Source organism: Mesorhizobium sp. M3A.F.Ca.ET.175.01.1.1 (genome assembly GCF_004791945.1).
Taxonomy (GTDB): domain Bacteria; phylum Pseudomonadota; class Alphaproteobacteria; order Rhizobiales; family Rhizobiaceae; genus Mesorhizobium.
On record NZ_SRTP01000001.1, the window covers coordinates 921226 to 943102 of the forward strand.

General features: G+C 64.8%; 15 protein-coding genes. 2 read left to right on the forward strand and 13 right to left on the reverse strand.

Going from position 1 to position 21877, the window contains the following annotated elements:
• Positions 1 to 19: 19 nt before the first annotated feature.
• From EN818_RS04555 to EN818_RS04595, 8 genes are all read right to left on the reverse strand, one after another.
• Positions 20 to 1360, reverse strand: a complete 1341-nt coding sequence (locus tag EN818_RS04555) for an HlyD family type I secretion periplasmic adaptor subunit (RefSeq protein ID WP_095809130.1) — start codon at positions 1358 to 1360, stop codon at positions 20 to 22.
• Positions 1357 to 3096, reverse strand: a complete 1740-nt coding sequence (locus tag EN818_RS04560; protein ID WP_095809131.1) for a type I secretion system permease/ATPase — start codon at positions 3094 to 3096, stop codon at positions 1357 to 1359. The genes EN818_RS04555 and EN818_RS04560 overlap by 4 nt, the downstream gene beginning before the upstream one ends.
• A 136-nt stretch (positions 3097 to 3232) precedes the next feature.
• Positions 3233 to 6478, reverse strand: coding sequence for a VCBS domain-containing protein (locus EN818_RS04565; protein WP_135904073.1), 3246 nt, complete (start codon positions 6476 to 6478; stop codon positions 3233 to 3235).
• A 589-nt stretch (positions 6479 to 7067) separates the two neighbouring features.
• A complete protein-coding gene (locus tag EN818_RS04570) occupies positions 7068 to 7922 on the reverse strand; it encodes a patatin-like phospholipase family protein (RefSeq protein ID WP_095809514.1) in 855 nt (284 codons plus the stop codon).
• Positions 7919 to 9229, reverse strand: coding sequence for a pitrilysin family protein (locus EN818_RS04575; protein ID WP_245518796.1), 1311 nt, complete (start codon positions 9227 to 9229; stop codon positions 7919 to 7921). Before EN818_RS04575 ends, EN818_RS04570 begins: the two co-directional genes overlap by 4 nt.
• A gap of 235 nt (positions 9230 to 9464) precedes the next feature.
• Positions 9465 to 10826, reverse strand: a complete 1362-nt coding sequence (locus EN818_RS04585; protein ID WP_095809512.1) for a pitrilysin family protein — start codon at positions 10824 to 10826, stop codon at positions 9465 to 9467.
• 128 nt (positions 10827 to 10954) lie between these two features.
• The gene (gene rsmD, locus EN818_RS04590; RefSeq protein WP_129552800.1) at positions 10955 to 11509 is read right to left on the reverse strand and encodes a 16S rRNA (guanine(966)-N(2))-methyltransferase RsmD; all 555 of its coding nucleotides are present in this window, start codon (positions 11507 to 11509) and stop codon (positions 10955 to 10957) included.
• Positions 11490 to 13451: a pseudouridine synthase gene (locus tag EN818_RS04595; RefSeq protein WP_095809510.1), complete on the reverse strand. Its 1962-nt coding sequence runs from the start codon at positions 13449 to 13451 to the stop codon at positions 11490 to 11492. Before EN818_RS04595 ends, rsmD begins: the two co-directional genes overlap by 20 nt.
• 183 nt (positions 13452 to 13634) lie before the next feature.
• On the opposite strand from EN818_RS04595, the gene EN818_RS04600 reads away from it, so the two are divergent.
• A complete protein-coding gene (locus EN818_RS04600; protein ID WP_095809509.1) occupies positions 13635 to 14099 on the forward strand; it encodes a nucleoside deaminase in 465 nt (154 codons plus the stop codon).
• Between the two features lie 95 nt (positions 14100 to 14194).
• Here the strand turns inward: EN818_RS04600 and EN818_RS04605 are convergent, their stop codons facing one another.
• The 5 genes from EN818_RS04605 to EN818_RS04625 form a co-directional block, all read right to left on the reverse strand.
• Entirely contained in the window at positions 14195 to 14872 is a 678-nt protein-coding gene (locus tag EN818_RS04605; protein ID WP_095809508.1) for a hypothetical protein, read from the reverse strand.
• A gap of 332 nt (positions 14873 to 15204) precedes the next feature.
• Positions 15205 to 18171, reverse strand: coding sequence for an isoleucine--tRNA ligase (gene ileS, locus EN818_RS04610; RefSeq protein WP_095809507.1), 2967 nt, complete (start codon positions 18169 to 18171; stop codon positions 15205 to 15207).
• 307 nt (positions 18172 to 18478) lie between these two features.
• Positions 18479 to 19276 (reverse strand): MipA/OmpV family protein, encoded by a 798-nt coding sequence (locus EN818_RS04615; protein ID WP_129552801.1) that lies wholly within the window; start codon positions 19274 to 19276, stop codon positions 18479 to 18481.
• 118 nt (positions 19277 to 19394) lie between these two features.
• Positions 19395 to 19607: a hypothetical protein gene (locus tag EN818_RS04620; protein ID WP_095809505.1), complete on the reverse strand. Its 213-nt coding sequence runs from the start codon at positions 19605 to 19607 to the stop codon at positions 19395 to 19397.
• Between the two features lie 23 nt (positions 19608 to 19630).
• Positions 19631 to 21181: an acid phosphatase gene (locus tag EN818_RS04625; protein ID WP_245420756.1), complete on the reverse strand. Its 1551-nt coding sequence runs from the start codon at positions 21179 to 21181 to the stop codon at positions 19631 to 19633.
• A 140-nt stretch (positions 21182 to 21321) separates the two neighbouring features.
• Here EN818_RS04625 and EN818_RS04630 point away from each other — a divergent pair, with 140 nt between their 5' ends.
• A complete protein-coding gene (locus tag EN818_RS04630; RefSeq protein WP_095809503.1) occupies positions 21322 to 21876 on the forward strand; it encodes an HdeD family acid-resistance protein in 555 nt (184 codons plus the stop codon).
• The last annotated feature ends 1 nt before the right edge of the window (position 21877 follow it).

Here is a 21877-nt window from a genome sequence, read left to right on the forward strand (position 1 = left end):
GAGGCGATGAGGGCGGCCGCTATTTCTGCCGGAACGCCGTGTGCAGCGACGCCGTCAGCGGACCGAGAATGTAATCCAGTGCGGTGCGCTCCTCGGTGACGATCATCACCGAGGCCGGCATGCCGGGGTAGAGCTGGATCTGCGGCGCGGCGGCGAGTTCGTCGGCGTCCACCGCGACATCGGCCACATAGTAGGGAAAGCCGGTCTTGGCGTCGGTGACGCGGTCGGCCGAGATATGAGTGACCTGGCCGTGAATGACTGGCGTCGTGCGCTGCTTGTAGGAGGTGAAGCGGATCTCGGCGGTCATGTCGGCGCGCAGGCTGGAGATATCCTCCACGCGCACCTGGGCCTGGACGATCAGCGAATTCCTGGTCGGCACGATGTCGAGGATGGTCTGGCCGGGGGCGACGATGGCGCCGGTGGAGAAGACGGTGAGGTCCATCACCTGGCCGTCATAGGGCGCGCGCACCTCGGCGCGGTTCATCATGGCCTGTGCGGCAAACATCTTCGGCACCAGGTCGGCAAGGTTCGCCTGCGTCTCGATCAGCATGGCTGACAGCTTTGCCCGGCGCTCGTTGGTGAGCTGCGCGATCTGGCTCTCGAGCTCGGCCTTGCTCTGGCGGTTGCCCGCGATCTCGCCGAGCGCCTGGTCGATCAGGCCCTGCAGGTCGGAGGCCGACCGGTCGAGCTCCAGGATGCGTGGCTTCGTCGTCAGCCCGGCTTTCAGCAGCTTGTTAAGCCCGGCCTTCTCGTCCACGGTGGATTTCAGCTGCGCGCGGAAGGACTCGACGCGCGCCTGCTTGCCCTCGATCTGCTCCTCGAGCTCGGCGATCCGCTTCTGCAGGATCTGCCTGGCGCCGGCCATCTGCGCCCGCTGGCTCTCGAGGTCGGCGATCTGGCTCGCCATCGCGTCCTGCAGATAGGCCTGATGCTCGGCGGTGATGTCCTTCGGAAAGGCGACCGCCTCGCTGCCGTCGAGCTCGGCCCGGATGCGAGAATCGGTGGCGCGCAGCAGCGCGTATTGCTGCGAATAGAGATTGAACTCCGCGCGGGCGCGGGTGTCGTCGAGCAGGACCAGCACGTCGCCCGACTTGACGACATCGCCGTCCTTGACCCGGATCTGCTTCACCGTGCCGCCATCGAAATGCTGGACGCTCTTGCGGTTGCCCTCGACCTTGACCACCGCGTCGGCCAGCACCGCGCCGTTGAGCGGCGCGACCGCCGCCCAGCCGCCGAACACGCCGAAGAACGCGGCAATGATGAGCACGCCGACCCAGACCGGTCCACGGATCGAATCCGGGTTGGCGCCGGCTTTGTCGCCAACGGAGAGGCTGTGGTAGGTGGCGGCGACGTCGGTCATTGGGTGGCCACCGCCATCGGCGCCGCGCGCTGGTTGAGCAGCGCCACGATCTCGTTCTTCATGCCGAAGGCCTCGACGCCGCCGTCCCTCAAGAGCAGGATCTTGTCGACATTGGCAAGCGTGGAAGGCCGGTGCGAGACGATGATCACCGTGCTGCCGCGACGCTTGAGCTCCAGCGCGCATTCGGCGAGCGCGCGGTCGCCATCGGCGTCGAGATTGGAGCTCGGCTCATCGAGCACGATGAGGTTCGGAGTGCCGAACACCGCGCGGGCAAGCGCGATGCGCTGGCGGTAGCCGCCCGACAGCACCGCCCCGCCCTCGCCGATCTGCGTTTCATAGCCTTGCGGCAGCCGGATGATCATCTCATGCACGCCGGCGAGCCGGGCGGCCTCGATCACGTCGCGATCGACATCGGTCTTGAAGCGGCCGATGTTGGCGGCCACCGTGTCGGAAAACAGCTCGATGTCCTGCGGCAGATAGCCGATATGGTCGCCGAGCGCCTCCCGGCCCCATTGCGTCAGATCGGCGCCGTCCAGCCGCACCGTGCCGCGGCTCGGCTGCATGATGCCGGCGAGATGGCGGGCGAGCGTCGACTTGCCGGCGCCGGACGGCCCGACGATGCCGAGCGCCTCGCCGGCCTCCAGCCGGAACGAGACATCGCGCAGCAGCACCTTCTGCAGGCTGGGGATGGCGAAGCTGAGCTGCTCGACGGCGATCTTGCCGGTGGGCTTCGGCAGGTTGAACGCACGTTCGCCCTGAGCGCTGCCGTCCAGGAGCTTCTCGACCCGGCCGAGCGCGGCACGGGCAAGGATCAGGCTGCGCCAGAGGCCGACGATCTGCTCGATGGGCTGCAGCCCCCTGCCCAGCAACAGGCTCGCCGCGAACATCGAGCCGCCGGTGATCTGCCGCTCGATGACCAGATAGGCGCCGAGGCCGAGGATCAGCGACTGCATGGCGAGGCGCAGAAAGCGGATCATCCCGGACATCAGCGCCGCCCGGTCGCTGGCCTGCCCCTGTCGCCGCAGCGCCTGGCCGCGATCGCGCCCCCAGCGGCGCACCAGCCCGTCGATCATGCCCATGGCGCGGACGACTTCCGCGTTCCTGAGGCTCATTTCGGTGAAATTGTAGCTGGCCGTGGCAAGGTCATTGGCCTGCTTGAGCGGCGCCCGCACCATGTATTCGTTGAGCACCGCCATGGCGATCAACAGCAGCGAGGAGCCGAGCGCGAAGAAGCCGAGCCACGGGTGCAGCAGGAAGATGATGCCGATATAGATCGGCGACCACGGCAGATCGAACAGCGCATGGATGCCGCTGCCGGTGATCACTTGCCGGAACGTATCGAAATCGCGGATCGGCTGGCTTTGCGAGGCCCCTTGCGACGGGGTCTCGACGGAAGCCGCCAGGATCTTGGCCGACAGCAGCCGGTCGAGCCGGGCGCTGGCACGCGTCAGGATCGCGGCGCGCACAAGGTCGAGCCCGGCGAGCGCCAGGAAGGCCGCAAGCAGCACCAGGGTCAGCATCACCAGCGTCGTCTCGCTGCCGCTGGTGACCACCCGGTCATAGATCTGCAGCATGTAGAGCGGCGATGCGAGATAAAGCAGGTTGATCGCCAGGCTGAATACCGCCGCAAAGAGGAAATAGCGGCGGCATGCGAGAAGCGCTTGCCTGACGATCCTGGATTTGTTGTCGAGACCCAAAACACCCAGCGGCAGAACCGCCCCCTGTCCAAACTGCATGCCCAGAACCAATACTACTCCCGATCTTCCACCCGGCCACGCGATCCACTCGTAAACCTGCCGTAAACCTTAATTCGTAACCCTCGCCCGGCGGGAAACGAGGTGAGCCGTGCGTGGCCGCGGCTCACCTTGTTCGTTACAGCACGAAGTCGCTGGCGGTCAGGCCAAGCCCGGTGCCGGTCAGCGTGATCTGGAAATCGGCCGTTGCATTGCCATTGACATCGACACGCACAATCGTGTTGCCGCCGACTTCCGACCAGGTGATGCTGTTGGCGACGGTGGCCGCGTTGAACCCGCCGAACAGGAAAGCCTGGTCTCCGCCGCTCACCGTATTGGCATCGATCGACGAGAGGTCGATCTTGTCGACGCCGTGCACGAAGTCGGTGATGGTGTCGTTTGCGACACTTACCGGTGAGTCTGAGATGGCCGATCCGTAGTAGAAGGTATCGGCTCCCAAACCGCCGGTGAGCGTATCGGCTCCAACACCGCCGACGAGCCTGTCATTGCCATCACCGCCATTCAGCGTGTCGTTGCCATCCTGTCCGAACAGCGTGTCATTGCCGGCCATGCCGAGAATGATGTCGGCCCCGCCGTTGCCATAGAGGACATCGTCGCCCCCGTTGGCTCCGTTGAGGCCATCGCTCGAATTGCCATTGCTTCCGGTGATGACCTGGAACGTCTCGCTGTATTGATACGTTGGCCCCGCGGGGTCGCCGACCTGAGTTGCCTGCACTGTGATTGAGTAAGCTTTGCTGGGTGACAAGCCGGACAGGCTTGAGCTGAGTGTGTTGCCCGAGATTGAGAAAAGCCCAGGGTCCGACTGCGAAGTGATGCTGTAGACGAAGCTGCCGCCCGGATCTGGATCGGTGGCGCTCAGCGTTCCCGTGAACTGGAAGGAACTGAAGCTGACGTCAGCGGTCGTGGTGCTCGGCGTCAATTGGATATCCGTCGGCGCAAAACGCGGCGGGCCGTCATCCGTCCCAAGGATATCGATGGCTATCGAGGTGTGGGTTCCGTCGGCGCTGACCACGTCGAAGTTTTCCGTATAATGCTGGCCGGCGATGAACTCGTCATGCGCCGAGGACGCGGTGTAAGTCCAGGCGCCGGCTGCGTTGATGGCGAAGGTGCCGTAGAGGCCGGCGGTCGCAGCCTGAACGACGAATGTCGCCGAACTGTCCACATCCGAGATGGTGAGCGTGCCCGACGTCGAGATGTCGGCGGCCGCGTTGCCTTCTGTCAGGTTGACCGACGCGGACGATAGCACCGCCGCATCGTTGGCGCCGTTGATGGTGATGTCGATGACCTGTTGCGTGCCGTCGACAGTGGTGACCGTCACCAACTCGTGCAGCGTGGTGTTCGCTCCGGTGCTGTTCAGCGCCTGAACGGTGGCGTTGTTGTCGTCGAGCGTGTAGCTCCAGGTGCCGTTGGCATCGATCGAGAAGGTGCCATAGCTCTTGGCGACGGCGACTTGCGTGTTGAAGGTCGCCGCATTGTCGACATCGCTCGCGTTGAGATCGCCGGAGGCAGTGGCGTCGCCGGGCGTGCCGTTGGCGACGCCGCTCTTTTCGGTGACCGAGGTGTCTTGCACCCCGTTGACGGTGATCACCGCCGCGTCGTTGGCGCCGTTGATGGTGATATCGATGACCTGTTGCGTGCCGTCGACAGTGGTGACCGTCACCAGCTCATACAGCGTGGTGTTCGCTCCGCTGCTGTTCAGCGCCTGAACGGTGGCATTGTTGTCGTCGAGCGTGTAGCTCCAGGTGCCGTTGGCATCGATCGAGAAGGTGCCGTAGCTCTTGGCGACGGCGACCTGTGCGGTGAAGGTCGCCGCATTGTCGACATCGGTCGCATTAAGATCGCCGGAAGCAGTGGCGTCGCCTGGCGTGCCGTTGGCGACGCCGCTCTTTTCCGTAACGGACGTGTCTTGGGCGCCGTTGAGCGTTATCACCGCGGCGTCGTTGGTGCCGAGGATGTTGATCGTCACCGTGGTCGGGGTGCCGTCGGCGCTGACCACATTGAAGGTGTCGGTGTAGGTGGTGCCGGCGACGAACTCGTCATGCGCCGAGGACGCCGTGTAGGTCCAGGCGCCATCGGCATCGATGGCGAAGGTGCCGTAGAGGCCGGCGGTGCCGGCCTGGGCGACGAAGTGCGGATCACTGTCGACGTCCGAGATGGTCAGCGTGCCCGAGGTCGAGATGTCGGCGGCCGCGTTGGTCTCGGTCAGGTTCTTCACGTCGGACGACAGCACCGCGGCATCGTTGGTGCCGAGGATGTTGATCGTCACCGTGGTCGGGGTGCCGTCGGCGCTGACCACATTGAAGGTGTCGGTGTAGGTGGTGCCGGCGACGAACTCGTCATGCGCCGAGGACGCCGTGTAGGTCCAGGCGCCATCGGCATCGATGGCGAAGGTGCCGTAGAGGCCGGCGGTGCCGGCCTGGGCGACGAAGTGCGGATCACTGTCGACGTCCGAGATGGTCAGCGTGCCCGAGGTCGAGATGTCGGCGGCCGCGTTGCCTTCCGTGAGATTGCGCACGTCGTGTGAAACGACGGCAGCATCGTTCGTCCCAGTAATGTTGACCACGATGTTGTAGGTGGCCGTGCCATCGGCCGACTTCACCTGCAGCATATCGGTTACTTGCTGGCCTTGCGTCAGCGGGTCGGCCAGCGTCTGATTGAGGGCGTATGTCCACGCTCCGGATGTCGCGTCGAAGGTGAAGGTACCGTAGGTGCCTTGAAGACTGGGCGGCGTCTGGAAATGGTTCTCATTGAGATCGACGTCCGAAATAATGAGCTGTCCGTGCGCGCTGGGGTCGCCGGGCGTGCCGTTGGCGACGCCGCCCGCTTCCACTACGGTGTTGTCGACGGCGGCGGCGGCTGTGATCGTCGCGCCATCATTTTTACCCTGGATGTTGACCGAAACGCTTGCCCAGCTCAGCGTTCCATTGCCGAGCTTGATGGCATAGGTGAAGGTCTCGTTGATGTTGTCACCAGCGCCTAGCGCCTGCAGGCTGGTGAAACCATGCGATAGCAGATATTGGCTGAGGTCCATCTCGACCTTGCCATTGTTGATGCGGATAGAAACCCCGCCGCCGATGCTTTCCCAGTTGGAGATGCCGGTTGCCTGGACGTCCTGGGTGGTCAGGTCGATCGGCGCGTATTGCTTGGTGGCCGTTGAGGCGGAAATTCCGTCATCGACCGAAAAGAGGGTCTTCGCATTGCCCCCAAGATCGTTCGCCATCACGTCGAGCAGGATGATGGACTGGGCGGCGTTGACGATGACGACATTGTCTTCAGTGTAATTGAAGACATCACCCTGCGCCTGCGGTGTGTTGGAGAATGACGTCGTGGTGCCGCCCGCGCCGGAAATTGTCGTAGTAGCCATCTCATTCACCCCTTTGGCGGACGCTCAGCGCCGCTCAATGCCGTCGAACCGACGACGCACCACCCCATGCCGAACGATTCGGCGCCCAGTCTCGCGGGGAGAGGAAAATGATCAGAATGCCATGGGACCAAGCGCAACCGAAGTGAATGGCCGGCGAACGGCCACCCCACAATGGCGGTTCACAGACGACGGCGGCTCATGGTCATGGCTGCGACGGCATTGAATGCCGCCCTGCGTTTTCCCTGCCCCTGTAGCGCCGTGACTCGTTGTTGCCGATCGAGAGCTTGTTCACGCTACCCCATATATTAGGATATTATTAACCTACCCTCAGCTGCGTCAACCGCCAATTCGATGAAGAGTTAACGACAAAAGGCGTACTTGCACGCGATTGTGGATAAACTTGATCAGCTGGATGGCTGTGCACGATGAAGATGCTTGCCAATTGGAGGCTGGCGCCAGGCAAAACGAATCGGGCGGAATTGCGCGCCCAAGCGCGTGGCGCTGAAACAGCTTCAGGCGAGGCGCTTTAAATCTTCGTCTCGTCCGTGCCGTTCTTACAAAACCGCTGCGCCGATTTGGGCGCCGTGTATCAGACGACCTTCTTGCCGCGCTTGCCGTCGCGCTCGGCAAGCGCCTTCTCGACGGCGCGTTTCAGTTCATCCTTGATCTCGACGGTGTCGGCCATCAGCGTCTCGATCTTCATGAAATCGAGGACCCTGTATTTCGAGACGGCGGGGCGAATCAGGATGTCGGGCCGGTGCTGTCTCAGCTTGTTGGCGATGATCGACTGCATCATCAGCTGCGTGGCGCCATACATCAGGTCGACGGTGGTCGGGTGCTTGCGCTCGGCATCGCTCGGCGCCCCGACCACGTCGATAGCGATGATGATGTCGGCGTCCTTCTCGACGAGGTCGAAGGGCACGGGGTTGTAGATGCCCCCGTCGATCAGCAGGCGGCCGTCGCGCGTCACCGGGCGGAACACCGCCGGGATGGCGGCGGAAGCCGCCAGCGCCGACTGCAGGTCGCCCTCGGCGAAGACGGCGAGCTTGTGGCCGAAATAGTCGGTCGCCGTCACCTTGAGTGGGATCCTCAGCTCTTCGAAGCTAGCCGGGATGGCTTCGGGCAGGAAGGCCTTCAGGATGCGCTCGACGTTGAACTGGCCGACACGGATGCCGCCCTGCATGGCTTCCGCGATGGTGCCCGGGCGCGAGCGCCACATGCGCGCCGCCACCTCGGCACGGCTGCCGAGGATCGAGCGGGCATGATCGTGGATCTGAGCGCCCGTCATGCCGGCGGCCATGCCGGCGCCCATGATAGCCCCGATCGAGGAGCCGGCGATCGCCACCGGCCTTATGCCGAGCTCGTCCAGCGCCTCGATGGCATGGATATGCGCAAGCCCCCGCGCTCCGCCGCCGCCGAAGGCAACCCCGAAGGTCGGACTCATCCCTTGCCGCCTCCGGCTGTCTTCACCAGCGACGGGCCGATCACCATCACCGCCGGTTCGGCCGAGAGAAGCTTCCTGGCCACCGCCTTGACGTCGGCGAGCGTCACCGCATTGATCAGTGCCGCGCGGCGCTTGATGTAGTCGATGCCGAGATCGTCGAGCTGCAGTTCGACCAGCGTCGCGGCAATGGAGCTGGACGAATCCAGATTGTTGATGGCGTAGGCGCCGATCATGTATTTTTTGGTCGCCGCGAGCTCTTCCTCCGTCGGTCCGTCCTGCGCCATGTCCTTCACCACCTGGCGCACGATCGAAAGCGTCTCGGCGGCGCGATCGGAGCGCGTCGCGGTGGTCACCAGCAGCGCATGGGAATGTTCGTGGTCGACCAGATCGGAGCTGACGCTATAGGCAAGACCGCGCTTCTCGCGCACCTCCTCGAAAAGGCGCGAGGTGAAGGTCGAGCCGCCGAGAATCTCGTTCATCAGCACCGCGGCGTAAAAGTCGGGCGAGCTGCGCTTGACGCCAGGCCAGGCCAGCTGCAGCGAGGTCTGCGGCAGGTCGTAATTCACCTCCAACTGCTGTCCGAGCCTGGGCGTGACGTCGGCCACCGGGGCCAGCGCCTGTGCCTGCGGCAGGTCGCCGAAAACGTCGTCCAGCTTGCCACTCAGCGTCGCGGCGTCGATGTCGCCGACCACCGCCATATGCAGTCCGCCGCGGGCGAAACTCGCCTTGTGGAACGACTTGATATCCGCAGGGGTGATGGTGGCCAGGCTCTTCTTGGTGCCCTCGTCGGGCCGCGCATAAGGATGCTCGCCATAGATGGCGCGCAGCCAGCCCTGCTGCGCAACCGTGTTGGGGTCGCGCTCATTGGCCAGGATGCCGGAGAGGATCTGGCTGCGAATGCGATCGATCGGCGCCTGGTCGAAGCGAGGGCTGTTGACAGCCAGCTTCAGCAGCTCGAACGCCTCGTTCTCCTCCTCCGACAGCATGCGCATCGAGCCATAGGTGCCGTCGCGCGCCGCCGTGAAGCTCATCTCGGCGCCGGCGTCGTCGAGCTTCTGCTGGAAGGCCTCGCTGTCGAGGTCGCCGGCGCCTTCGTCGAACAGGCCGCTCATCAGATTGACCAGCCCTTCCTTGCCGGCGGGATCCTCAGCGGTGCCGCCGTCAAAGACGAAGCGGATGGCAATCAAGGGGATCGAATGATCTTCCACCAGCCAGGCGGTGACGCCCTTCTTCGACTTGACCTCCTGGATGTTCATCTCGGCGTGTGCGCCCAGCGCCGGCAGCAGCAGGAAGAACAGGCGAAGCAGAGTGTGGCAAAGATGCGCCCGATGGCATCAAAGGAAGACCGACTTCCGACGGTGGCGCTGCCCCTCATCCGCCTACCGGCACCTTCTCCCCGTGAAGGACGGGGAGAAGGGACAAGCTCCGGCGCTGGCGTCCCCCTCTCCCCGTTCTTGCGGGGAGAGGGCAAGGGTGAGGGGCGGCGCCAATCTTCGGGCAATTGTTCCGTTTCGCACATGCGCATCAGGACGGTGCTCATCATCAATTCCCCGCCTGCTGCTGCGGCAAGAGATAACCGGTGGTCGAATGGTCGAGCACCAGATAGCGTGCGGCCGCCGCCTTCACCTGATCGGCCGTCACCTTGCGGATGCGCTCGGGCCACTCCTCGACGTCCTTGACATTGCCGCCGGTGGCGAGCGTCGAGCCATACATGTTGGCCATGTCCTCCTGTTTGTCGCGGGCAAAGATCATCGAGCGGACATAGCGGGTCTTGGCCCGCTCCAGTTCGTCCTCGCTGACGCCGTCCTTGACGATGCGGCCGATCTCCGTATCCACGGCAGCCTCGATATCGCTGAGCCTGGCGTCACCGCGCGGCGCGCCATAGACGGTGAAGTTGGTGGCGTCGAGCATGGTGCCCTGAAAGAAGGCGCCGGCCTCGGCGGCGATGCCCTGCTTGACCACCAATTGCTGGTAGAGGCGGCTGCGGTTGTCGCCGCCCAGGATCTCGGCCAGCAGGTCGAGCGCCTCGGCCTCGCCGGGCTTGGCTGTATGATAGGACGGCACCACCCATTGGGTGGAAAAGCTCGGCACCGAGACGCGCGCATCGGTCAGCGTCACGGTGCGCTTGGTGTTCTGCTCAGGCTCGACCGGGCGGATGCGGGGTCGCAGGTCCGGACCGCGCGCCACCTTGCCATAGGTCCGCTCGGCCATTGCCTTCACCGCGTCCGGATCGACGTCGCCGGCCACCACCAGCACGGCATTGTTCGGCCGGTAGTAGGTGTCGTAAAATGCCTTGCCATCCTCGCGGTTGAGCTGTTCCATCTCATGCATCCAGCCGATCACCGGGATGCGATAGGGTTGGTTCTGCCACAGCGTGGCGTCGACCTCCTCGTCGAGCACCGCCTGCGGATTGCTGTCGATGCGCGAACGGCGCTCCTCCAGGATGACGTCGCGCTCGGTCTTGATGACGTCGTCGGTGAGGATGAGGTTGCGCATGCGGTCGGCCTCGAACCCCATCATCTGCTCGAGCGCCGAAGGCGGCACCGTCTCGTGGAAGGCGGTGTAGTCATAAGAGGTGAAGGCGTTGTTCGAGCCGCCGATCTCGGACACGGCGCGGTCGAACTCGCCAGCGGCGTGATTGCTCGTCGCCTTGAACATCAGATGCTCGAAGAAATGCGCGATACCGGATTTGCCGGGCGGCTCGTCGGCGCTGCCGATCTTGTACCAGACCATATGGGTGACGATCGGGGCGCGGTGGTCAGGAATGACGACCACTTCCATGCCGTTGTCGAGCAGGAAATCCTTGACCGCGGCCTCGTTCCCGGCGGCGATCGCCGGAACTGTCGCGAGCGCCAGAGCGCCGGTGAGAAGGGCCGCGCGCAGCCGTCTGGTGCCTGATTTCATCAAATGCTCCGATTTCGGTGCGCGACGATAGAAAAGGTTGGATGGGAGACAAAGTGAATTGTTCGTCATTTTCGAGGCGCTGGCCTTACCTTCCCCCTCGTGGGGCCCTTGTGGGAGAAGGGGAAGCCTCACCTAACCTCGACAAACCGGATGACCGTGTCGCCATAGCCGCGCTCGTCCACCACGGAAAAGCCTGGCCCCGGCTCGAACGGCGCCGAGGCCGCCTCCTCGATGACGCAGAGCGCGCCGGGAGAAAGCCAGCCTCCGGCCTCGGCCGAGCGCAAGGCGCGCTCGCCAAGCCCCTTGCCATAGGGCGGATCGGCAAACACCAGGCCGAAGGACGAAAGCGTGCCGGCCTCGCCCAGTTGGGTGGCGTCGCGACGGAAGATCTTGGTGCGGCCGGTAAGGCCAAACGCCTCGACATTGTCGCGGATCAGGCCGCGCCCTTCCGCCGATTCCTCGATGAAGACGCAGTAGGAAGCGCCGCGCGACAGCGCCTCGAGCCCGAGCGCGCCGGTGCCGGCGAAGAGATCGAGCACGCGGCCGCCTTGGAGCTTTTCGGCGTAGCGATGCGCCAGCACGTTGAACACCGCCTCGCGCGTGCGGTCGGTGGTTGGGCGAATTGCATTCGAACGGGGCGTCGCCAGCGGACGCCCGCGAAACTCACCGCCGACGATCCGCATTGCCACCCCTCGGACCCTTGGGGCCGCCACGCGGCCGATCCCCGCTGCCTTCGGGACGCTCGCCGCGCGGCTTGCCGAAAGGCTTGCCCTGCGGCTTTCCCCCAGGCTTGAACGAGGCCTTGCGGGCCTTGGCCTCGGCGGCCTTGGCGGCATCTGCCTCCGCCCTGCCCTTGCCGATCGGCCGCGCGCCCGGCGCCATCCAGACATTGGCCTTGCGCTGGCCGGGCGGCTCGATCGGCTGCTGCTCGCGCTCGGATTTCCTGCCGCCGGGCTTGCCGCCGAAGCCGCGCTCGGATTTGCCGAAGCCAGACTGGGGTCCGCGCTCGCCGAATGTCCGTTCGGGCCTGGTCGAGAGCTTGCTCAGCGCCTCGTCACGACTGCCTTCGCGGCGCTTGCGGGCCTTGATCAGGCCGCCTTCGCCGATCGGCCGGCGATCGCCCTCGCGCGCGACTTTCGGCCGCTCGGCCTCTTCGCGGCGCGGCTCGCTGCGCCGCACCGGCTTGTTGGAGAAGGGTGTGGCGATCTCGGCGTCGAAATTGGCGCCGGACTCCTCGATCAGACGCTCGCCGAGCTGGTCGCGCAGCATGCGGCCCTTGATCTCCAGCACATGGCCTTCCGGCAGATCGTTGAGCTGGAACGGGCCGTAGGAGATGCGGATCAGCCGCGTCACCTCCAGGCCCAACGCGCCGAGGATGTTCTTCACCTCGCGGTTCTTGCCCTCGCGCAAGCCGATCGTCAGCCAGGCATTGGTGCCCTGCTCGCGGTCGAGCGAGGCCTCGACCGCGCCGTAGAAGACGCCGTCGACGGCAATGCCGTCGCGCAGGCCCTTGAGCGCGCTTTCCTCGACCTTGCCGTGGACGCGCACGCGATAGCGCCTCAGCCAGCCGGTGGCCGGCAATTCGAGCACCCGCGACAGCCCCCCATCGTTGGTGAGCAGAAGCAACCCTTCCGTGTTGATGTCGAGCCGGCCGATGGTCATCAGCCGCGGCAGATCGGCCGGCAGTACGTCGAACACGGTCTTGCGGCCTTCGGGGTCGCGGTTTGTGGTGACCACGCCAGCCGGCTTGTTAAACAGGAAGAGCCGGGTGCGCTCGATCGGCGGGATCTCGGTGCCGTCGAGATGGATGACATCGTCGGCCATGACGTTGAAGGCCGGCGAGGTCAGCACCTTGCCGTTGACCTTGACGCGGCCTGCGGCGATCAACTCCTCGGCGTCGCGGCGCGAGGCAATGCCGGCACGTGCCAGCCGCTTGGCGATGCGTTCGCCGGCCTCCGGCGCCGCCCCGGAGGGACGCGGGCGCGGCTTGAAGCCGCCTTCCGATTTTCGGTCGGCGCCGTCACGCGACCGACGATCGCTGAAGTCGCGCTTCGGACGGTCAACGAAGTCTCGCTTCGGACGGTCGAAGCGTCGCTCGCCGCGCTCGCCTTCGGCGGCCATCGGCCGATCGCCGCGCGGTGTGTAGGGTTTGCGCGGCCCCTCGCGCTTCTCGAAGGGCTTGCCCTCAGGGCGCGGCCCTTTGCGGAACGGCTTTTCGCCATGTTCGCCGCTCTCACCGATCTCGCGCGGCTTATAGCTGTGCTTAAAATCGCGTCGCTCGCCCCCGGCAGCCGCCGGCCTGTCGCCGCGCGACCCAAAAGACATGCGCGGCCCCTTGCGCTCCTCGAACGGCCTGCCTTCGGGCCCCTTGCGGAACGCCTTGTCGCCGCGCTGCGCACCCTCACTCATCTCGCGCGGTTTGTAGCTGCGCTTGAAATCGCGCGCCGGACGCTCGCCCTCCGCTGCCATCGGCCGGTCGCGCTTGGCGAACGGCTTCTTGGCGCCGAAAGACGGCTTGCCGCTCTTGCCGCTCTTGCCTACGGCGCCGTCGCGGCCGCGCGGGCCCGCCGGTTTCGATCCGCCCTTCCGCGGGCCGCGCGAAGATTTCTTGTCGTCGTCGTCCATTTCTCTTGGCTCTTCGTAAGCTGCTGCAGCGCCATGCGCCCTCCCGGACGCTCAACGCTGGCAGTGTCGTCTTGATTTTCGCGCGTCGATCAGCGCGGTAAAAACCGATTCCGGTTTTCAGGGTCACGCGGTAGATAACAGGATCACCGTCGGGTGGCGAGGAGTAATCGGAATGGAAACTGCGTGAAGCGGCCGGATTTCATGGCTTTGGCGCTCGAGGAGGCCGAGGCGGCGGCCAGCCGCGGCGAAGTGCCGGTCGGCGCGGTGATCGCCAGCGGCAACATCGTGGTGGCAAAAGCCGGCAACCGCACGCGCGAGCTTGCCGACCCGACCGCACATGCCGAGATGCTGGCGATCCGCGAAGCCTGCCGGAAACTCGCCAGCGAGCGGCTCACCGGCCACGACCTTTATGTGACGCTGGAGCCCTGCGCGATGTGCGCCGGGGCCATCTCGTTCGCAAGGCTGCGGCGGCTCTATTTCGGTGCCGGCGACGTCAAAGGCGGCGCTGTGATCAACGGCGTGCGCTTCTTCGCCTCACCCACCTGCCATCACACCCCCGATATCTATTCGGGCTTGAGCGAAAGCGAAGCCGCCCTCATCCTGAGGGAGTTCTTTCATGAGAGACGGAATGGCGGGGAAGGTGAATGATGAATGGTGAATGGTGAATAATTGAAGCAAACAGTGAGTAGATGAAAACCAGCTTGTGAGTAGTGGATATCTATTCACTATTCACTATTCACTATTCACAGGCCGAGCCAGTCGAACCAGCCGCCGCCCTTCTTGCCCTGCGCCTCGGCCTTGAGGCGGCGCTCCTTCTTGTACTCGTCCTCGCCGAGCTCGTTCTGCGGCGCGGTGTCGGCGGCCTGGCGATAGGCGAGAGGCGGCTCGCTCAGATACTTGCGCTGGGTGGGGCTGCCCTGCTTGCCCTCGGCAAGGCGACGCTGGATCTCGGCGGCGCGGGACTTGCTGGAATCTTCCGGCGACCAGCGCGGCGGGTGGCTGGAAGCCGAATCGGCCATCGCCTTCTTCACCGCTGCCGGATCGGTCTGCACGTCTTCGACCGCCTCGGGCTGGTAATTCGGATCGTTCTGATGGGCGGTGGCGTCGGCGCGGATGCGGGCGCGGCGCTGCTCGGGCGATTCCGGCCAATCGGCGCTCGCCGTCTGGATGCTTTCCTGCGGCGGCGGCAGGGTTTCCTTCTGGCCCGGCGCGGGCTTCACCAGATCGGGGCGCGGTTTGTAGTCGATCGGATCGCGATGTTTCGGCGTGATCGCAATGGCGCCAGAAACGTCGTCGGCGAGCTGTTCGGCGGCGGTCTTATCCGTTCCGTAGGTCGGAGAGCCGACACAGCCGGACAGAGCGATGGCCGACACCACGAGCGGCGCCAGCAGCGCGGCGCGCGCAAAAGTCTTTTCGGTCATGCCATAAAGTCCCACTCTAGCTGCCTCTGATCGCTACCGGCCATCGGCGCGGTCCCCGTCAATCCCCGCACTTGCGATGGAAATCCGGCGAGAATTTGTCTGCCGGAATGTCGCGTGTTTACCTCAAGCACCCGTCAAGGGCAACGCACGGGCGGGTTTGCACTTCCCGGCGTGGCACTTTTGCACCGGCTTATGAACAATCGCGTCCAAAGCGCGTCGCGTTGAAACGGGATTCAGGCGCCGCGCTTCAGTCCTTGTTGCGCATGTCGTCGTCCCAGAACCGCTGCACACCCTCGGGTCAAGCTCGAGGGTGTGCTTCCGGGCGACATGCACTAGAAACGCCCCAGAGCCTTCAACTCGTGCAGCACGGCGGCGTCGCGGGCCGAAACGTCGGGGAAAGCCGCATCCTGGCCGACATCGGCGGTGTAGCGCCACGACCGCGCGCATTTAGCGAGGCCGCGGTCTTGCGCCTTCTCGACCACCACCGCGACGCTTTTGACGTCGTCGAGGGTGAATGCGCCTTGCGGCGCCTGGCCATGCACGATGACGAGATCGCTGGTGATCGCCATCTCGGCCATGTCGACATCGGCGATCGCGGCTTCGAGCGCGGCGTCATCGATGGTGACGACCGGCACGGCTTCCAGCGACGAGCCGATCAGCTTTTCGGCGCGCGCGATCTCCAGCGCGCCGGTGACGACGCGCCGCACCTGCCGGACCTTGCGCCACTTTTCCGCCAGCGCCTCGTTCCGCCAGTTTTCCGGGATGACCGGGAACTGGTCGAGATGCAGCGAGACGGCATCCGGATGGCGATCGAGCCAGGCTTCTTCCATGGTGAAGGGCAGCATCGGGGCCAGCCACTTGACCAGGCAGTCGAAGAGATGGCGCACCACCTGCACGGCGGCCTTGCGCCGCAAGCTGGACGGCGCGTCGCAGTAGAGCGCGTCCTTGCGGATGTCGAAATAGAAGGCCGACAGCTCGACCACCATGAAGTCGAGCAGCGCGCGCGTGATGCGCTTGAACTCGAAGGCGTCGTAGCCCTGGCGCACCACCTCGTCGAGTTCGGCGAGCCGGTGCAGCATCAGCCGCTCCAGCTCGGGCATCTTTTCCAGCGGGACGTCCTCGCCGTCGTCATGGGCCAGCGTGCCCAGCATCCAGCGGATGGTGTTTCTCAGCTTGCGGTAGGCGTCGATATTGGTCTGCAGCACGTTCTTGCCGAGCCGCTGATCTTCCCAATAATCGGTCGTCACCACCCAGAGCCGCAGGATATCGGCGCCCGACTGCTTGATGACGTCCTGCGGCACGACGGTGTTGCCGAGCGACTTCGACATCTTGCGGCCTTCCTCGTCCATGGTGAAACCATGGGTGATGACCGTATCGTAAGGCGCCCTGCCCCTGGTGCCGCAGCTTTCGAGCAGCGAGGAATGGAACCAGCCGCGGTGCTGGTCGGAGCCCTCGAGATAGACGTCGGCCGGCCATTTGAGGTCGGGACGATCTTCCAGCGTGAAGACATGCGTGGAGCCGGAATCGAACCAGACGTCGAGAATGTCCGTCACCTGATGCCATCTCGAGGCGTCGTGATTGCCGAGGAAGCGCTCCTTGGCGTCTTCGGCGAACCAGGCGTCGGCGCCCTCCTTCTCGAAGGCGTCCATGATGCGCCGGTTGACCGCCTCGTCCTTCAGCACATTGCCGTCCTCGTCGGCGAAGACGGCGATCGGCACGCCCCAGGCGCGCTGGCGCGACAGCACCCAGTCGGGGCGCTCCTCGATCATGGCGCGGATGCGGTTCTGGCCGGCTCCCGGCACGAAGCGGGTGTCGTCGATGGCCTTCAGCGCACGGCTGCGCAAAGTGGTGCCGTCGTCGAGGTCCTTGTCCATATAGACGAACCATTGCGGCGTGTTGCGGAAAATGACCGGCTTCTTCGAGCGCCAGGAATGCGGATAGCTGTGCTTCAGCCGGCCGCGCGCGAACAGCGCGTTGCGCTTGATCAATTCCTCGATCACCGTCTGGTTGGCGTTGCCCTTCTTGCCGTTGTCGTCGATGACGCGCGCCGCACCGCCTTCGCGGTCCGGGCCGAAGCCTGGCGCGTCCTTGGTGAAGAAGCCGGCATCGTCGACGGGGAACGGGATCGCGGTATCGACGCCGCGCTTGAGCAATTCGGCCACCGCGTCCGTCCAGGCGTCGAAGTCCTCACGGCCGTGGCTCGGCGCCGTATGCACGAAGCCTGTGCCGGCATCGTCGGTGACATGCTCGCCGGCAATCATGGGCACTGGAAACTGATAGCCGTCCGCCAGACCCCTGAACGGATGCGAAAGCGTCAGGCTCGCAAGCTGTTCGGCCGAAACATTGTGAAGCCGGTCCAACGTGACCTTGGCCTTGGCCGCGGCGTCCTCGGCCAGCGCGTCGGCGAAGATCAGCTTCTCGCCGGGCTGCGGGCCGAAGGCGTTCTCGGCCGCCGTCACCTCGTAGAGGCCATAGGCGACGCGCGGCGAATAGCTGACGGCGCGGTTGCCGGGCAGCGTCCAGGGCGTCGTCGTCCAGATGACGACATGCGCCTCGAGCAGATCGAGCGAGGATTGGGAGAGCGCCGCATCCTCGGCGCCGGCAACCGCGCGCGCGAGGCTGGCGACGGGGAACTTCACCCAGATCGTGTCGCTCTCATAATCCTGGTATTCGACCTCGGCTTCGGCAAGCGCCGTGCGCTCGACCACGCTCCACATCACCGGCTTGGAGCCGCGATAGAGCTGGCCCGACATGGCGAACTTCAGAAGCTCGCCGGCGATGCGCGCCTCTGCGTGAAAGGCCATGGTGGTGTAGGGATTGTCGAAATCGCCGATCACGCCAAGACGCTGGAACTCGTCGCCCTGCACCTTGATCCAGTGGGCGGCGAAATCGCGGCATTCCTTGCGGAACTCGTTGACCGGCACCTCGTCCTTGTTCTTGCCCTTGGCGCGGTATTGCTCCTCGATCTTCCATTCGATCGGCAGGCCGTGGCAGTCCCAGCCGGGCACATAGTTGGCGTCGTAGCCGCGCATCTGGAAGGAACGGTTGATGACGTCCTTGAGGATCTTGTTCAGCGCATGGCCGATATGGATGTTGCCGTTGGCATAGGGCGGGCCGTCATGCAGCACGAATTTCTCGCGGCCGGCGGCCTCCTCGCGCAGCTTGCAGTAAAGGTCCATGTCCTGCCAGCGCTTGACCAGCACCGGCTCCTTCTCCGGCAGCCCGGCGCGCATCGGGAAATCCGTCTGCGGCAGATAGAGCGTCTTGGAATAGTCGATCGTTTCAACAGTGTCGGTCATTGATCTGCCATCTGCGTTGCCCGGCGGCGGAAAAGCCCGGGCGTTGAAGTCTTAGCTGACGCATATCGTTTTCCCAAAACCGGAGCCCACTTTTGGGCGATATGCGTTGATGTTCTTGAAAAAGCGCGAGGCGCGCGCACGAAACCCCCGGCGGCTCCGGCGGCGCTCAGGCCACCCGGAACACCGGGCCTGTAATTCGTATCGCAATCGCAAAAAGGCGCGAAAAGCTCGTCATGGCGTGGCTTTTAGCGGATGCCGCGACAGGAATAAAGCGGGGATTTTCAGGCCCCAAAGCGGGGGCGTTGCCCTACATAGAGAAATCGAAGCGATAGCTGGTCGAGACACCGACGGTGAACTGGTTGCGGTCGCCGCGCTCCTGGACCAGGCTGGAATCGGCCGCCGGTCCCATCAGGCGCGAATATTCGCCGAACAGGCTCGCCGTCACCGGGTCGCTCACCTTCCAGGTGATCGCGCCGCCGAGACCGGTCGACTTCAAGCCGCCGCCGGGATCGTACTCGCTCAAGCCGGAGGCGGCCGCTTCCGCAGCGTTGACGCCGTAATAGGCGTCGAAATAATCAGCCGAAGCGAAGGAGATGCGCGGACCGCCGGAGATGCGCACCGTCGGCGTGATGTCGTAGAAGGCATCCGCCGCGATGTCGGCGACGAAGCCATCGTGGGCGCGGATGCCATGGCGCAGTTCGGCGCGCGCCCGTACCCAGTCCAGCGGATAGAATTCGAAGAAGCCGCCGACCTCGCCGCCCCAGCGCACCGGGTCGAGGCCTGCCAGTTCATCCTTGCTGTCGCGCGCGAACAGGAGCTTGCCGGTCAGGCCGGCGCGCACGCTGCCGTCATCGATCAGCGCCAGCGAGATGTTGTCGTTGCGCGAGGTGAAGCGGGCCTCGGGACCGGCCTTGCCGAGAGAGATGATGGGCTGGGCGCTCAGCATATAGCGCTTGCCGCCCTCGAAATTCGGCGCGACCAGGCCGGTGGCGCCGAGCGTCAGGTACCAGTCGCCGGAAATCCAGCTCCCCTCGCCCGCCTGGGCGGCCGACATGGCCATCAGGCCAGAGGCGACAAACAGCGGAATCGTCCCGACAATACGCATCGTCACCCCTTACGCGAAACAGGCCGGCGGCAACACCCGGCTCGGCTTCAGCCATGGCGCCAGTTCGGTAAAATTTGGCTTAAGGTCGGTAACAGAGGCGGCGAGGCAGCCGCACGGATCAGGTGCTGCGCCGCGCAGGCGGCAGGTCCAGCAGCCTGGCCACGGCCCTCGCACCCTTGCCGGCAGCCCGGGCGGATCCGTCGTCCCCCACCTCCACGGTGGCACCGTTTGAGAAGCTAAGGGACCAGCCATTGCCCTCGGCGTTGCGCCGGCGATCGGTGAGTTCGATGCCGGCAGCGGTGATCAGGGCGATGGCCCTGTCGACGTCCATCCTCGTCCTCCGCACACGGGCCTTCAATTCAGGTCGAGCCCGCCGGTAAGATCGCCGAGCGGCGGCTCGCCATGCGCGGCCACCGCCTTGTCGCGAACCACGATGCCATGCAGGACCGGCAGTTCGAAGCGCTCGGTGATGAAGCGCAGAATCGAGGTCGTGTCATAGGGCGTATGGTCGACATAGCCGTGTTTGGCGAAGGGCGAAACGATGATCGCGGGGACGCGCGAGCCCGGTCCCCAGCGATCGCCCTTGGGCGGAGCGACGTGATCCCAGATGCCGCCGTTCTCGTCATAGGTGACGACGACCAGCATATGCGGCCATTGTGGGCTTTTCTCCAGATGGGCGACGACATCGGCGATATGGCGGTCGCCGGCCTGGATGTCGGCATAGCCGGAATGCTCGTTGAGATTGCCCTGCGGCTTGTAGAAGGAGACCTGCGGCAGGACGCCGTCGTCGATCGCCTGGATGAAGCTCACGCCGGCCAGCCCGGCGTCGCGTATATGCTCGCGCCTGGCTTCGGTGCCCGGCGCGTAGTTGGCGTAATAGTTGAACGGCTGGTGGTGGTACTGGAAATTCGGGATCGGCTCGTGGTTGCCATGGTCGAGCGTGTACTGCCAGGCGCCTGAATACCATGCCCAGCTGATATGCTTGAGGCTGAGCATGTCGCCGATGGTCGGCTCGGTCTGCGGCGGCAGCGTCGTGGCCTTGGCCGGATCGGCCAGGCGCGGATCGCCGCCCGGCGCCGGATCGTTGCCGCTCGGCTGGTAGGGCGGCTGCATCGTATTTACTGCGTGGAAATCCGGCGTCAGATTGCCGTCGGAGACGAATTTCGGGATGCCGTCCAGCGCTGATTTCGGCGAATTGTCGGCGAGCTTCAGCGCCGTGCCGCTGTCGTCCGTCACCGCGATCGACGGCTTGGCCGGGCTCTTGTCGGCGTTGGCGTAGTAAGGCGCGCAGGCGCAGATCAGCCATTGGTGATTGAAGAAAGAGCCGCCGAAGCCGCCCATGAAGAAATGGTCGGCCAGCACGTACTTCTGGGCGAGCGCCCACATGTCGGTCTTGGAGGCGTCCCAGTTGCTCATCGGCATGGCGCCTGAATCGGCCCAGGCGACGAACATGTCGTTCTTGCCGCCGTTGATCTGCATCTGATTCTGGTAGTAGCGGTGCCAGAGATCGTGCGTGGCGACGCTGAGCGGAACGTTGAAACCCTTCGGGTCGTTGACGGTGAACGGCTCGTTCGGAAGGTGCTCGGTCATCGCCTGCGTCACCGGCGGCGTGACGCCCTTGGCGGTCAGCCCGTCCCAGACCGGCGGCAGTTGGGACAGAACCGAACCGTCACGGTCACGCTGCTGAAGGCTCTCCTTGCTCGCCTTGTCGATGCCGTCGGCACCCGGAAAACGGCCATAGAGATTGTCGAAGGCGCGGTTCTCGGCGAAGATGACGACCACCGTCTCGATCTTTGCCATCCCCTCCGGCGGATCGCCGGGCTGCGCCGCCGGCGCGGGAGGCGAAGCGGCAGCACACAGGGCGAGAGTTGAGGAAAACAGGGCGAGTCCATAGGATCGCTTCATCGCCATACCTCTCCGGTGCAAAGGCTGATGACACCAGCTTCGCTGCGCCTTTGCAATAGCCGCTCCGCTGGACGGACAATCACATCGGGTTTACCTTCTTTCAACCGCAGGATGCGGCGAAATCGGAAGGGAGATGTGCCATGACTTTGCAAGGCAATGCCCTGGAAGACGCGATCGGCCGGACGCGCGACAAATGGGGATGGTTCGTGGCTCTCGGCGTGCTGCTGCTCATCTTCGGCGGCATCGCCTTCGGCAATCTGTTCATCGCCACCGTCGCCTCGGTCTATGTTGTCGGCTGGCTCATGCTGATGGCCGGCGCCATCGAGATCGTTCACGCGTTCGGGGTCAAGACCTGGAGCCGGTTCTTCTATTGGCTGCTCAGCGGCCTGCTCTATGCCATTGCCGGCTTCTTCGCCTTCGACAATCCGGCGCTCGCGTCGGCAGTGCTGACCCTGCTGCTGGCGATCGCCCTCATCGCCTCGGGACTGCTCAGGGCCTGGGTCGGCTTGCACCACCGGCCGGAGCAAGGCTGGGGGTGGCTGGTCGCGGCCGGCGCCATCACAGCCCTTGCCGGCCTTGTCATCGCCATGGGCTGGCCGGTCAACAGCCTGTGGGTGCTCGGCATGTTCCTGGCCATCGACCTGATCTTCCAGGGCTGGAGCTTCATCGCCATCGGTCTGGCGCTGAAAAGGTAGC